11 protein-coding genes are annotated in these 13421 nt (G+C 69.9%); 3 read left to right on the top strand and 8 right to left on the bottom strand.

The annotated features are described in order from the left end of the window. Nucleotides 1-22: 22 nt before the first annotated feature. Together ASF88_RS08040 and dusB are read right to left on the bottom strand one after the other, a co-directional pair. Complete coding sequence (locus ASF88_RS08040; RefSeq protein ID WP_055916921.1) at nt 23-1315, bottom strand: deoxyguanosinetriphosphate triphosphohydrolase; 1293 nt, start codon at nt 1313-1315, stop codon at nt 23-25. Beyond that, nucleotides 1308-2510 carry a tRNA dihydrouridine synthase DusB gene (dusB, locus tag ASF88_RS08035; protein ID WP_055916189.1) on the bottom strand — a complete coding sequence of 401 codons (1203 nt, stop codon included), beginning with the start codon at nt 2508-2510 and terminating at the stop codon, nt 1308-1310. Before dusB ends, ASF88_RS08040 begins: the two co-directional genes overlap by 8 nt. Nucleotides 2511-2543: 33 nt before the next feature. On the opposite strand from dusB, the gene ASF88_RS08030 reads away from it, so the two are divergent. Both ASF88_RS08030 and ASF88_RS08025 read left to right on the top strand, forming a co-directional pair. Next, nucleotides 2544-3041 carry an aminoacyl-tRNA deacylase gene (locus tag ASF88_RS08030; protein WP_055916187.1) on the top strand — a complete coding sequence of 166 codons (498 nt, stop codon included), beginning with the start codon at nt 2544-2546 and terminating at the stop codon, nt 3039-3041. Between the two features lie 141 nt (nt 3042-3182). Beyond that, the gene (locus tag ASF88_RS08025; RefSeq protein WP_082518800.1) at nt 3183-4100 is read left to right on the top strand and encodes an endonuclease domain-containing protein; all 918 of its coding nucleotides are present in this window, start codon (nt 3183-3185) and stop codon (nt 4098-4100) included. Nucleotides 4101-4312: 212 nt separating this feature from the next. Here the strand turns inward: ASF88_RS08025 and ASF88_RS08020 are convergent, their stop codons facing one another. The 3 genes from ASF88_RS08020 to recO are packed head-to-tail and all read right to left on the bottom strand — an operon-like array spanning nt 4313 to nt 6604. Then, nucleotides 4313-5014 carry a DsbA family oxidoreductase gene (locus ASF88_RS08020; protein ID WP_055916183.1) on the bottom strand — a complete coding sequence of 234 codons (702 nt, stop codon included), beginning with the start codon at nt 5012-5014 and terminating at the stop codon, nt 4313-4315. A gap of 40 nt (nt 5015-5054) precedes the next feature. Beyond that, entirely contained in the window at nt 5055-5867 is an 813-nt protein-coding gene (locus ASF88_RS08015; RefSeq protein ID WP_055916182.1) for an isoprenyl transferase, read from the bottom strand. Further along, the gene (gene recO / locus ASF88_RS08010) at nt 5864-6604 is read right to left on the bottom strand and encodes a DNA repair protein RecO (RefSeq protein WP_055916180.1); all 741 of its coding nucleotides are present in this window, start codon (nt 6602-6604) and stop codon (nt 5864-5866) included. The genes ASF88_RS08015 and recO overlap by 4 nt, the downstream gene beginning before the upstream one ends. Nucleotides 6605-6674: 70 nt before the next feature. Here recO and ASF88_RS08005 point away from each other — a divergent pair, with 70 nt between their 5' ends. Beyond that, nucleotides 6675-7454 (top strand): trimeric intracellular cation channel family protein, encoded by a 780-nt coding sequence (locus ASF88_RS08005; protein ID WP_055916178.1) that lies wholly within the window; start codon nt 6675-6677, stop codon nt 7452-7454. Between the two features lie 88 nt (nt 7455-7542). On the opposite strand, the gene leuA is transcribed toward ASF88_RS08005, so the two are convergent. The 3 genes from leuA to ASF88_RS07990 form a co-directional block, all read right to left on the bottom strand. Beyond that, on the bottom strand, nt 7543-9318 hold the full coding sequence (gene leuA, locus ASF88_RS08000; RefSeq protein ID WP_055916176.1) for a 2-isopropylmalate synthase: 1776 nt from the start codon (nt 9316-9318) through the stop codon (nt 7543-7545). A 137-nt stretch (nt 9319-9455) separates the two neighbouring features. Continuing rightward, entirely contained in the window at nt 9456-12086 is a 2631-nt protein-coding gene (locus tag ASF88_RS07995; RefSeq protein WP_235493335.1) for a bifunctional lysylphosphatidylglycerol flippase/synthetase MprF, read from the bottom strand. Further along, entirely contained in the window at nt 12083-13363 is a 1281-nt protein-coding gene (locus ASF88_RS07990; RefSeq protein WP_235493334.1) for an alpha/beta hydrolase, read from the bottom strand. Before ASF88_RS07990 ends, ASF88_RS07995 begins: the two co-directional genes overlap by 4 nt. Nucleotides 13364-13421 lie beyond the last annotated feature (58 nt).

Raw genomic sequence — 13421 nt, 5'->3', positions numbered from 1 at the left:
AGCCTGCGTGCGGCGCGCCGGGTCAGTGCTGCACGAGTCGTTCGTACCAGCTCAGTGCGGACTGATCGGTGAGGCTCGCGACCTGGTCGACCACGACCCGCTTGCGTTCGCGGTCGCCCGCGGCCTGATGCCAGTCCTCCTGGAAGCCCGGGTCGAGCTCCTGCGGTCCGCGCGCCAGAAGGATGTCGGCGAGCGTGGTCAGGATCTGGCGCTGCTGCGCGTAGATCGGCTGACGGGTGTTGCGCGACATCACGAATGTCGCGACGATCCCCTTCAGCACCGCGATCTCGGCGCGGATCGCATCGGGCACGACCACGTCGGCGCCGAACCGGCGCAGCGCCACGCCTCCGGCCGTCAGTTTGGTCTCGTGCACCGCGGCGTGCGCGAAGCGGCCGATGAGCTGGCTCGTGAGGTTCTTGAGGTGCGCCTGGGCTCGCCTGCTGCCGTTCCAGCCCTCGAGCCAGATGTCGAGGCTGTCGAGCCGGTCGAACGCCGCGATGAGCTCGTCGTGGCTGAACTCGCCGCCGACCCACTCGTACATCGACCGCACGAGGTCGTCGTGGTCGACACGGCTGCTCAGCGCGGCGACGTCGATGTAGCCGTTGACGACGGCGTCTTCGAAGTCGTGCACCGAGTAGGCGATGTCGTCGGAGAGGTCCATCACCTGTGCCTCGATGCAGCGCGTCCGCTCCGGAGCGCCCTCGCGCATCCACTCGAAGACGGCGTGGTCGTCGGCGTAGAACCCGAACTTGGCACGTCCGCTGGGGTCGGCGACCGAGTGGGACTCCGGCCACGGGTACTTGCAGCTCGCGTCGAGGCTCGCCCGCGTCAGGTTGAGTCCGTAGGGGCGGCCGTCGCGGCCGAACACCTTGGGCTCGAGGCGGGTCAGCAGCCGGAGCGTCTGGGCATTGCCCTCGAAGCCGCCGATGTCTTCGGCCCACGAGTTGAGTGCGCGCTCGCCGTTGTGGCCGAACGGCGGGTGGCCGATGTCGTGCGCGAGGCAGGCCGTGTCGACGATGTCGGGGTCGAGGCCGAGGCTCGTGGCGAGCTCGCGGCCGACCTGGGCGACCTCCAGCGAGTGGGTCAGCCGGTTGCGGGCGAAATCGAGCCCGGCGGTCGGACTGAGCACCTGGGTCTTGGCCGCCAGCCGGCGCAGGGCGCTCGAGTGCAGCAGCCGTGCGCGGTCGCGTGCGAAGTCGCTGCGGCGGCTGGAGTGGTGCTCAGGAAGCCAGCGTTCGCGGTCGCGGTCGGTATAACTTTCGGCCGCGGCCGTGCCGTCGGTCGGGGCGACCGCCGGTCGGGCTGCGCTATCCACCACTGTTGTGCACCTCCGCCTCGGCGACCTCGGCCCGGGCGCTGCCCGCCAGCTCCCGGCTGTCGAGCCAGCCCTCGGGAAGCGCGGGCCGCTTGGGCGAGCCGGCGCGGCCGCGCTGGCCCTCTGCGGCCTCGCCGGGGTACTCTTGGGTCCAGTCGAGCGTCGCGAGGAGGTCGTCCAGGTGGGCCAGCGTGTCGACCGTCGCCAGGCTCGCCCGGAGGTCGCCGCCGACCGGGTAGCCCTTGAAGTACCAGGCGACATGCTTGCGGATGTCGCGGCAGCCGCGCTCCTCGCTCTCGAAGAACTCGACCAGGAGCTCCGCGTGCCTCCGGAACGTCGCCGCCACCTGACCGAGTGTCGGGTGTGCCTGCGCCAGGGCGGCCTGCTCGGCCGTGAGCTCGCCGGCACGGGCGCGGAACGCCGCGGCGAGGTCGCCGAACAGCCACGGGCGCCCGAGGCAGCCGCGGCCGACCACGACGCCGTCGCACCCGGTCTCGTCGACCATGCGGATCGCATCGGCAGCAGACCAGATGTCGCCGTTGCCGAGCACGGGCGTTCCGGTGATCGTCTCTTTGAGCTTGGCGATCGCCGACCAGTCGGCGTGGCCCGAGTAGAACTCGGCCGCGGTGCGCGCGTGGAGCGCGATCGATGCCGCCCCTGCGCCCTCCGCCGCTTTGCCGGCCTCGAGGTAGGTGAGGTGGTCGCCGTCGATGCCCTTGCGCATCTTGACGGTCAGCGGGATGTCGCCCGCGGCCGCGACCGCACCCTCCACGATCTCGCGGAAGTGGTTCAGCTTCCACGGGAGGGCCGCCCCTCCGCCCTTGCGGGTCACCTTGGGCACCGGGCAGCCGAAGTTGAGGTCGATGTGGTCGGCGCGGTCTTCCGCGACGAGCATCGTGACGGCCTCGCGGACCGTCTTGGGGTCGACGCCGTAGAGCTGGATGCTGCGCGGGGTCTCCGACTCGTGATGCGTGATCAGGCGCAGAGACTCCGGAGTGCGCTCGACGAGGGCGCGCGACGTGATCATCTCGCTCACGTAGAGGCCGGCGCCGAACTCGCGGCAGAGCCGGCGGAAGGCGGTGTTCGTGATCCCCGCCATGGGTGCGAGGACGACCGGCACGTCGAGCGCGAGCGGGCCGATGGTCAGGCCGGGGCTCGTCTCGGTGCGGGAGGCTAGGGTTGCGGTAGTAGACATCTGCATCGATTCTCCCAGAAAGCGTGCTGATACATGGCCGAGAGCCCGGAAGCTGTGGAAGATCGCGCCGGACGCCGGCGTGTGGAGGACGATGCCCGCTCCCGCGGCATCCCGGTGCGGATCGTCGAGCGACCGGCCGCCCGCAGCCTCGAGGAGGCCGCGCAGCTGCTCGGCATCCAGCCCGGCGACATCGTGAAGACGCTCGTGGTGAAGCGCAGCGACGACACCTTCGTGTTCGCACTCGTGCCCGGCGGACGCAAGATCTCGTGGCCCAAGCTGCGCGCCATCCTGCACGTCAACAAGCTGCAGCTGCCCGATGCGTCGGTCGCGTTCGCCGCGACCGGCTACGAACGCGGGACGATCACGCCGTTCGGCAGCACCACCGCGTGGCCGGTGATCGCCGACGAGACCGTCGCCGGCCGTACCGTCTCGATGGGCGCAGGAGAGCACGGCTACTCCCTCTTCGTCGACGCCGACGCCCTCGTGGCGGGCTTCGCCGCCACCGTCGCCGACATCACCGACCCCGACTAGCCGGGGTCACTGCGCGCGTGTTCGCAGCGGGGTCGCAACACGCCGCTATCGCGCTGCGTTAACGGCGTGTTGCGACCCCCCTCCGCATCGTCGCCTGTGGAGAACGTCGGTTCGCGGCAATCGCGTTGCGATGCTGGGGGAATGCGCCACCCTGAACCACTTCCGCCGATTCAGCGCTCAGCCGCCTTCTCCGTCATGGCGGCCACCGCCGCGGGCGTCTCGTCGCCCCGCCTCCGCAGATCGGACCTGCTCGCGCCCTTCCACGGCAGCCGCGTGCCGGTGGTCGACTTCGACGGCGGCTTCCGGTCGCGTTGCGTGGCCTATCGCGCAATCATGAAGCCGAGCCAGTGCTTCAGTCATGTGACCGCAGCGCTGATCTACGGGCTCTCCGTCCCCTGGCGGGTGCAGCAGAGCGCCGACCTCCATGTCGCCGCGCTCAACGGCGGGCGCGCGCCTCGCGGAAAGGGAGTGGTCGGTCACAAGTCTTCGCTGGGGGCGGAGATGGTCCAGGTTCATCGCGGGATGCGCGTGCCGCGGGTCGAACAGGTCCTGTGCCAGCTGGCGGCAATGCTGACCGTCGAGGAGCTCATCGTGGCCGGAGATTCCTGCGTGCGCCGGAAGAATCCGCTATCCAGCGTCGCCCGTCTCGCCGCCGCAGCGCAGATCGCCCGCAACCGGCCGGGAGCTGGTGAGCTTCGCGCCGCACTCGCGCGCGTGCGTGAAGACACGGATTCCGCGATGGAGACCCTCCTCCGGTTGCGGCTCATCGACGCAGGTCTACCGGAACCGGTTGTGAACCGTCCCATACCGATCGGATCCGGAATCGAGCTTCACGGCGATCTTGTCTACGTCGAGCGCCAGATCGTCGTCGAGTACGACGGCGATCACCATCGCACTATGGAGCTCCAGTACCACCGCGACATCGACCGGATCTGGGCGCTCGAAGCGGCAGGCTGGCGAGTCATCCGCATCAATCGATCGCATCTCGAGAACGGAGCAGCGCTAGCCGTTGCGCGCGTGCGCGCAGCGCTTGCCGACCGGGGACGCAACTCGCCGTAAAGAAGCGCCTAGAACGGCGTGTTGCGTCCCTTGTCGTCAGGACGGGACAGCGCAGGCGTCGCCGTCACAGGTCGCCGCGAGTGGGTCTCCCAGGAGGGCGATCCGCGGTGACCCAACGGCCGGTGCGGTGCCGGGCGCAAGCTCGTCGGCGCTCACCGTGGTCCGGGCGGCTGCGCCGGCACCCGCGGGGGAGGTGGCAGGCGCGCCGGCGCTCATGCCCGAGCCTCCGCACCGGCGCCGGCCGGCTCCGCCGAGCCGGCGCGCTCGGTCCAGACCTGCTCGAGAGCTTGCGCGAACGTCGCGGACTCCTGAGCGCCCGAGACACCGTAGCGGCCGTCGATGACGAAGAACGGCACGCCGTTGATGCCGAACTCCGTGGCCGTGCGCTGGTCGTCGCGCACCGCGGTGAGGTACTCGCCCGACTCGAGCGCCGCCAGCGCGGCGTCTCGGTCGAGGCCGACCTCTGCGGCCAGGTCGGCGAGGTCGGAGACGCGGCCGACGTGGCCGCCCTCCACGAAGTACGCGCGGAACAGGCGCTCCGCCAGTTCGAGCTGCTTGCCGTTCGCCTTCGCGAAGTGCAGGAGCTCGTGCGCCTTGACCGTGTTGGTGTGCTTCAGGGCGTCGAAGTCGTAGTCGAGTCCGACGGAGGACGCGATGCCGGTCACGCGGTCCAGCATCTGGTGCACCTGCTCGGCGGGGATGCCCTTGTGGCCCGCGAGGAAGTCGATCTCGGTGCCGTCGAAGTCCACCGGGGTGTCCGGGGACAGTTCGAACGAGTGGTACTCGACCTCCACCGCACGGCCGTCGCCGGCCTCCGCGAAGAGGCTGCTTCCGCCTTCGAAGCGGCGCTTTCCGATGTAGCACCACGGGCACGCGATGTCGGACCAGATGTCGATCTTGATGGGTTCGCTCACGAGAGGGGCAACGCTGCAGTGCTGCAGATATTCCGGCAGGTCAGAGCGCCACATCGTCCGGCGTGTCCACCGCGCCGCCGAACCGCCGGTTGCGCCGGGCGAAGATGTCGATCGCATTCCACAGGTCGGTGCGCGAGAAGTCCGGCCAAAGCGTGTCGAGGAACACCATCTCGGCGTAGGCGCTCTGCCAGAGCAGGAAGTTGCTGGTGCGCTGCTCCCCCGAACTGCGCACGAACAGGTCGACGTCGGGCATGTCGGCCAGGTACAGGTGGCGCTGGATGGTCTTCTCCCCCACCGCGGACGGCTTCAGCCTCCCGGCGGCGACCTCCTCGGCGATCGTGCGCACGGCGTCCGCGATCTCGTTGCGGCCGCCGTAGTTCACGCACATCGTGAGCGTCAGGACGTCGTTGCCCGCCGTCATCCGCTCCGCGACCTGCAGCTCCTTGATCACGGACGACCACAGCCGCGGCTTGCGGCCGGCCCAGCGCACCCGCACGCCCCACTCGTTGAGCTGGTCGCGGCGGCGGTGCAGCACCTCCCGATTGAACCCCATCAGGAACCGCACCTCGTCGGGCGAGCGCTTCCAGTTCTCGGTCGAGAAGGCGTACACGCTCAGGTGCTTGACCCCGGCCTGGATGGCGCCGGCGACGACATCGAGCAGGGCGGCCTCCCCCGCGCGGTGACCTTCGATGCGGGTGAGTCCCTGGCGGTTCGCCCACCGGCCGTTGCCGTCCATCACGAGGGCGACGTGCTCGGGCACCGCGCCGGCGGAGAACGCCGGGGGGTGGATGCCTGTCCAGTCGAGCGGGCGGTATGCCACCGCATCCGGGTGCGTGTAGGGCTTGGGGCTCATCCGCTCGCCTTCTGGTCGTGCTGAATGTGTTGCAGGGAGCGCAGGCCGCGTTCCAGATGCCACTGGGTGTAGGCGGCGACGAGGCCGTTCGCCTTCGACCGCGTGCTGTCGTCCGACGCGTCGGCCATCGCCCAGTCGCCGGTCAGCAGTGCGCCGAGAAGCGCGATGGTCGCCGGATCGATCCGCGGAGCACCCTGCGGCGCGCAGTCGTCGCACACGACGCCTCCGAGCTGGACGACGACATGGTCGTGCGGTCCGACAGCGCCGCAGCGGGAGCAGTCGAGGAAGCTCGGCGCCCAGCCGGCGAGCGAGAGCGCCCGCAGCAGGTAGGAGTCCAGGGTGAGCTGCGGGCCGTGCTCGCGACGCGACAGCGACCGCAGCGCCCCCACCAGCAGGAGGTACTGCTGCAGCGACGCCTCCGCGTCGGTCAGCCGGTCTGCGGCCTCCACCATCGCGTTGGCGGCGGTGTAGCTCGCATAGTCGTCGGCGATGAGCGTGCCGTACGCCCCGATCGTCTCGGCCTGCGTGACGACGTCGAGCGAACGGCCCTCGTACAGCTGCACGTCGGCGACCATGAACGGCTCCAGGCGCGAACCGAACTTCGACGCCGTGCGCCGGACGCCCTTGGCGACCGCGCGGACCTTGCCGTGCTGCCTGCTCAGCATCGTGACGATGCGGTCGGCCTCGCCCAGCTTGTGGGTTCGAAGCACGACGACTTCATCACGGTAGACAGGCACCCCTCCAGTATCGCGCCTCATCCGCCCCGCCCTGCTCAAGACGGCCCTTCCGGCGTGATAGAAGTGACGGGTGACGACCGCCGCGTTCTCGATCCCGCTCTGGGGCGACCTGGTCGCCGTCGGTGTCGGCAGCCTCCAGGGCGCGATGTTCGCCTCCGGCTTCCGCGACCGTCGTCTCGACCTGCTCGGCGTCGCGATCATCGGCGTGGCGACGGGTGTGGGCGGCGGCCTCCTGCGCGACCTCCTGCTCAACGTCACCCCGGTCGCCCTCCAGTCGAACTGGTACCTGCCGGCCACGGTCGTGGCCGCCCTGCTCGGAATGCTGCTGGTGCGGCTGTTCCGCCGGCTCGACCCGATCATCACCTTCCTCGACGCGCTGACGATCGGGCTGTTCGGCGCGATCGGTGCCACGAAGGCGCTGGCGCTCGGGCTTCCGGAGGTGCCTGCCGTGTTCGTGGGGGTCGTCTCGGCCGTCGGCGGGTCGATCCTGCGCGACATGCTCCTGAACCTCCCGATCGCGTTGATGCACGTCGGCTCGCTCTATGCGGTCGCGGCGGGCGCGGGAACGATCGTCCTGGTGCTGCTGGTCGACTTCGGAACGCCGTTCACCGTCGCCGCAGTCGTCTGCGTCCTGGTCACGCTGGTCATCCGACTGCTGGCCGTTCGCTTCGGCTGGAGCCTCCCGGAACAGCGCGAGCTCGGGAGGCTGCGGGCGCCACGGTGGATGGCATTCGGCTTCGGGAGGCGGCCCAGCGCCGAGCACACCGACGAGCGCACCGACACAGGTGCGATCCCGCGCTACCGCATCGACGACCGGCCCGCGGACAACGGAGGAGATCCGCCCGCGTGAGCGGCTGAGACGCAGTGAACGGAGGAGATCCCGGCGAATTTCGCCGGGATCTCCTCCGTTTGCGTAGCGGTTCAGTCAGCGCAGCGGCTCAGGCGCCGACGAGCTCGGCCTCTGCGGCATGGCCGGCCGACGCGCGCACCGCGCGGTTGACCGCCGAGACGACCGCCTTGAACGACGCGGTCGTCGTGTCGCCGTCGATGCCGACGCCCCACAGGCGCACGCCGTCGACGTCCAGCTCGACGTAGGCCGCCGCCTGCGCGGACTCGCTCGCCGACAGTGTGTGCTGCGAGTAGTCGTAGAGGTGGGCGTTGATGCCGCGGGCGTTCAGGATGTCGAAGAACGCGGCGATCGGGCCGTTGCCCTCCCCCGTGGCCTTCGACACGGTGTCGCCGTCGCGCAGCGCGACGGTGAGAGTGACGTGCTCGCCCGTCTCGTTGGTCGTGCTCGTGCTGCCCAATTCGAATCGGCCCCACTTGGCGTCGGGGTTGGAGTCGGGCGCCGGCAGGTACTCGTCCTGGAAGATCGACCAGATCTCGCCGCTCGTCACCTCGCCGCCCTCGGCGTCGGTCTTCGCCTGCACGACGCCGGAGAACTCGATCTGCAGCTTGCGCGGCAGGTCGAGCGCGTGGTCGTTCTTCAGCAGGTAGGCGACGCCGCCCTTGCCGGACTGCGAGTTGACCCGGATGACCGCCTCGTAGCTGCGGCCCAGGTCCTTCGGGTCGACAGGCAGGTAGGGCACGGCCCAGACCAGGTCGTCGACGGACACGCCCTCGCGCTCGGCCTGCGCGGCCATCGCCTCGAAGCCCTTCTTGATCGCATCCTGGTGCGAGCCGCTGAACGCCGTGAAGACCAGGTCGCCGCCCCACGGGCTGCGCTCACCGACCGGCAGCTGGTTGCAGTGCTCGACGGTCCGCTTGATCTGGTCGATGTCGCTGAAGTCGATCTGCGGGTCGATGCCCTGCGTGAACAGGTTGACGCCCAGCGTGACCAGGTCGACGTTCCCGGTGCGCTCACCGTTTCCGAACAGGCAGCCCTCGATGCGGTCGGCGCCGGCCATGTAGCCCAGCTCGGCGGCGGCCACGGCCGTGCCCCGGTCGTTGTGCGGGTGCAGCGAGAGGATGACGTTCTCGCGGTGGTTCAGGTGGCGCGACATCCACTCGATCGAGTCGGCGTAGACATTGGGCGTCGCCATCTCGACGGTCGCCGGGAGGTTGATGATGACCTTGCGCTCAGCGGTCGGCTCGAAGACCTCCAGCACCTGGTTGCAGATGTCGGCCGCGAACTCCAGCTCGGTGCCGGTGTAGCTCTCGGGCGAGTACTCGTAGTAGATCTCGGTGCCGGGGACCAGCGACTCGAACTGCTTGCAGAGCCGCGCACCGGAGAGGGCGATGTCGATGATGCCCTGCTGGTCGGTGCGGAAGACGACGTCGCGCTGCAGGATGCTCGTCGAGTTGTAGAGGTGCACGATGGCCTGCTTGGCGCCGACCAGCGACTCGTACGTGCGCTTGATCAGGTGCTCGCGCGACTGCGTCAGCACCTGGATGGTGACGTCATCCGGGATGGCGCCCTCTTCGATCAGGCTGCGCACGAAGTCGAAGTCGGTCTGGCTCGCGGACGGGAAGCCGACCTCGATCTCCTTGTAGCCCATGCGCACCAGCAGGTCGAACATGATGCGCTTGCGCTCGGGACTCATCGGGTCGATCAGGGCCTGGTTGCCGTCGCGGAGGTCGACGGCGCACCAGCGCGGCGCGGCCGTGATGCGGTTCGCGGGCCAGGTGCGGTCGGGCAGCTCGACGCGGATCTGCTCGTGGAAGGGCCGGTATTTGTGGATCGGCATGGCGCTCGGCGCCTGAGTGTTCTTCATGGTCTGTCTTCTCCTCGCGGTGTGGTGTGGAGAGCCAACGACGAACTCCGCGACGAGGGAGGCCCAGAACTAGGACTCGTCGCGGCAGCTAAGGAGGAGCAGACCGTACACAGAAACCACGGTACCACGCGTGGCGATCACCCGCGTCCTACCGCCAGCGCGGCCGCCTGCCGCACCGAGAGGTCTGGCAGGTAGGCGCGCACGAGGCCCACGCCGATGGCGGGCAGCGCGACCGGGTCGGGGTAGGCCATGACCAGCGGGTGCAGCTCCGGCTGGAACTTCTGCTTGAACTTGAGCAGCGACCGGAATCCGTAGACGGGCTCGAGGGACGTGCTGAGGTACCCGAGAACCCGGTCCATGCCGCTCTTCGCGTCGTCGGGAGTGCCGGCCGTGTGCGCCAGCGGGGCCGCGGAGAGGCTCATGAACTCGACGCCGTCCTCCTTCATGCGCGTGGCGGCCTCGGCGATCAGGAACTCCATGACGCCGTTGATGCTGCCGGGCCGACGGCGCATGAAGTCGAGCGTCCAGCCGACGACGTGGCCGTCCCGGTAGCTCGGCAGCCAGGAGGTGACGCCCTCCACCCTGCCGGCCTCGTCGATCGCGAGCATCAGCCGCACGGCCGGGTCGTGGAGCTCGTCCAGCCCGCCGAGCGTGAAGCCCATCTCGGGGAGGTCCTTCTCGGCGACCCACTGCTCCGAGATGTCCGAGAGCTGCACGGCGGTGCTCAGCGGGAGGGCGGCGTAGGTCGTCCACTCCGAGCGGATGCCCGCGCGCTGGGCGCGGTTGATCGAGCTGCGGACGTCCTGCCACTTCTTGCCGGTGGTCGCCCACTGCTGCGGGCGGATCACCGTCTCTTCCGCAACCGTCATCGTCGACCAGCCCAGCCGGTCGAAGAGCGGCTGGTACTCGGCGTCGACGCTGTAGAAGACCGGGATCCAGCCGCTGTCGTCGCAGAAGCGGGCGAAGCGTTCGATGATCCCGTCGTGCTCGCTCCGGGGTGCCCCGAACGGCGCTCCGGTCGTCAGCGCCACACGGCCGACGACCCGGTACGCCACCGCGCCCCCGGTCGCGGAGTCGAACCAGTAGGTGTTGCCGGGCCAGGTGGCCATGAACGAGATCGCGTCGCCGCCTCCGCGCTCGAGGAGGCCGCGCACCCGGCCTGCGTCGCCGCTCGAGCGTCGCCACGCGCCGCGCCCGAACATGAAGGGCACGGCCGCGACGATGACGACCAGCCAGAACACCGTTCCGATGTTGTGGTAGACCACCGTCGCCAGTGGCGTGGTCGGCAGATACTGCACGGGCTCGCGGCGCAGGAAGCTCACCGGGATGAACCGCTCGAGCACGTCGTTCAGGAGGTCGCTCACGTCGATCGGCCGGGTGAAGCCGGTGTCCTTCTGCAGCCAGCCGACGAGCACGTAGAAGCCGATCAGGCCGATTCCCGTCAGCACGACGGTCAGCACGTACCTCCGCACCGAGCGCGCTGTCGCGAGCACCGTGAAGTGCCGCCTGTACACGACGAGCAGCACGGCCATCACCGCGGGGACGAGCGCCGACAGCGCGAGGATGACCGTGACCTCCCAGTACCGCGACGAGACCGTCGGACGTGCGTCGGCGAACGGGAGGATGCCGAAGTAGAGGGCGGACAGCAGGGCGAGCAGCGCGTTGACCGCGACCGCGAGCCACACCGCGAACCGGCGCCCGCGCAGCAGTCCGTAGGCCGCGACGAGGAGGACTAGGAGCGGGAGGACCGAGATCAGCACCGGCCCGAACCCGTTGATCCGCTCCAGGGTGAGGTCGTGCACGCAGCTCCGGGTGACCGCGAACGCCTGGCAGCGTTCCAGCACGCTGCCGCGATCGGGCACATCGTTGGAGAACAACAGGCCGATCGGGGACAGCATCCCGAACCGCGACTGGGTCAGGAGGCCGATCACCGGACCGAGCGCCGTGATCGTCACGGCCGACGCGAGCAGCACCCTGACCTCATGATGAGAGCTGCGGAGCCAGCCGGCCACCCGCTCGTGCGGCCGCAGCACGACTCCCAGCCCGAGGCCGGCGAGCACGGCGAGCAGACGGTAGAGGTCGGCCGGCAGCCCCGAATAGAGCACGTACATGATCGCTACGAGCAGGGTGATCACCCGAATGCGGCGGCGCCAGAGCGTGCTTGCGAAAGCGCTGGCCGCCATGATCGTCCCGGCGATGCCGGTGAACACGTCCAGGGCCACCAGGTGGTGCACGTTCCGCGACCACATCTCGCCGGTCTGCGAGCCGAGCAGCTGCAGGCCGACGCCGGCCGCGATGCCGATGACGGAGGTCGCCACGAACGCGAGGGCCGTGCGCCAGGTGCCCATCAGCCTCTCGGCGGCGCCGACCAGAGCGACGGTCAGCACCAGCACCACGATCAGTTCCGCGAGGTTGTCGGTGAAGAGCACGGCCGTGATCGGCGACCACCAGTGGCCGTCGAGCAGCTGATCGGGCCCGGCGCCGAACCAGACGCGCAGCGGGCGGTGCGGGCCGTGGATCGGCCCGGTCGCCAGCGCGAGAACGAGAATCAGCGCCGTCAGGCCGGTCGTGAACGGGTGGCTCGCGACGAGTCGGCCGAGTCGCTGCAGCGTGGCCAGGGCGCCCGAAAGAGGAGGCGCCGACGGCGCCGGGAGCTGCGCCGACTGCGGGGTCGCGGCGTCCCGCTGCGGCCCGGCTTCTCCGCCCTCCACCTGGTGCATGGGCGCTCCCCCTGTCGGCGACCCTCCCCCGGTCAGTGCGTCGTTCACGGAGCCAGCCCCATGTGCACGGCGACCGCGGGGAAGCCGTTCGTGAGTGTGTAGCGCACCGTGTTCCAATCGTGTGCCGTCCCCGGCGAGATCAGGAGTTCGCTGCGGATGCCCGCTGCGAGCGCATCGGTGTGCAGCGTCTTCGCGAAAGCAGTGTACTTGGCGTCGTTCTGGCCCGCACCGAACACGATCAGCGAGTCGGGGTACGGCGCGTGTGCTTTCATCGCCGTGGCGGGCTGCGCGGCGGCGAACGCGGAGGCCGAGCCTCCGAAAGCCGTGGCGATGGTCAGCGACTCGTTGCCCAGCGTCGGACCGAGCTCGCTGGAGGAGGCGAGCGCCGACCCGAACAGGTCGGGGCGCTCCGTGGCGAACTGGACGGCGCAGGTCGCGCCCTGCGAGTAGCCGAACACGCCCCAGGCCGCCGGGTCGCTGCTCACCCGCAGGTGCGAGGTGACCCAGTCGCGGACGTCCTTCAGCAGGTAGGTCGCCGAGTTGCCGTACGCGCGCGAGTCGAGGCACATCGGATTGCGGCCGGGGCCGCCGAGCTGGTCGGGCGCGACGACGATCGGCGCGTAGCCGTTGTGCTTGGCGGCGAAGGCGTCCAGGTAGGCGCCGACGCGGCCGGCCGTGAACATGTCGGCGGGCGCTCCCGGCTGGCCCGACAGCGCGTAGAGCACCGGCAGGGCGGGCGGATTCGGCCCGAGGGCGACCGGCGGCAGATAGACCACGGCCTTGCGCGCGGGGAACCCGCTGACCGTCGCCGGGATCTTGACCGTTCCGATCTCGCCCTTGGCGGGCGGGTCCGCCTGGTTCGTGGAGGACGACCAGGCCGTTCCGCCGACCACCTCCCCGCGCTCGGCGTGGAGGTCGAGCGCCTTGTACGGCACGACTCCCAGCGCGTCGTTGAGGTTGCGGTACTCGCCGAAGTCCACGTTCACGCCGGCGAAGGCCGTCAGCAGGAACACCGGCATGCTCACGCCGGCGACGACCTTGCGCCACCACCGCGACCGGAAGAAGTTCGCGATCGCCAGCGCGATGCCGCCGAAGCCGAGCGCCACCCACATCGTCGTCACCGGGGTGAGACCGACGCCGTAGATGTTCATGACGTCGTCGGTCAGCCAGACCAGGAACCACCCGAGGAGCCCACCGCCGACGAACGCCAGCACGCCCACGAGCGCCCGCCGCCACGTCGGGCGGACGAGCAGATAGAGGGTGAGGAGCGCCGCGATGACGTCGACGGTGATGAGGAACGGCGGTTTGTCGATCCTCAGGGTCATGAGCCAGTTCAGGGCGGTTCCTCTCGGCGGTGCAGTCGGCGCAGGACAGGGCGGCGGG

Origin of the sequence: Leifsonia sp. Leaf336 (assembly GCF_001423695.1) — a bacterium.
Classification (GTDB): domain Bacteria; phylum Actinomycetota; class Actinomycetes; order Actinomycetales; family Microbacteriaceae; genus Leifsonia.
The sequence above is the reverse complement of the archived record's forward strand: the minus strand, read 5'-3'. Positions and strand labels throughout refer to the sequence as shown.

Excerpts from the sequence above, each read along its gene's own strand:
- dusB (WP_055916189.1), bottom strand. The coding sequence starts at position 2,510 with ATGTCTACTACCGCAACCCTAGCCTCCCGCACCGAGACGAGCCCCGGC.
- ASF88_RS08030 (WP_055916187.1), top strand. The coding sequence starts at position 2,544 with ATGGCCGAGAGCCCGGAAGCTGTGGAAGATCGCGCCGGACGCCGGCGT.
- ASF88_RS08025 (WP_082518800.1), top strand. The coding sequence starts at position 3,183 with ATGCGCCACCCTGAACCACTTCCGCCGATTCAGCGCTCAGCCGCCTTC.
- ASF88_RS08015 (WP_055916182.1), bottom strand. The coding sequence starts at position 5,867 with ATGAGCCCCAAGCCCTACACGCACCCGGATGCGGTGGCATACCGCCCG.
- leuA (WP_055916176.1), bottom strand. The coding sequence starts at position 9,318 with ATGAAGAACACTCAGGCGCCGAGCGCCATGCCGATCCACAAATACCGG.
- ASF88_RS07990 (WP_235493334.1), bottom strand. The coding sequence starts at position 13,363 with ATGACCCTGAGGATCGACAAACCGCCGTTCCTCATCACCGTCGACGTC.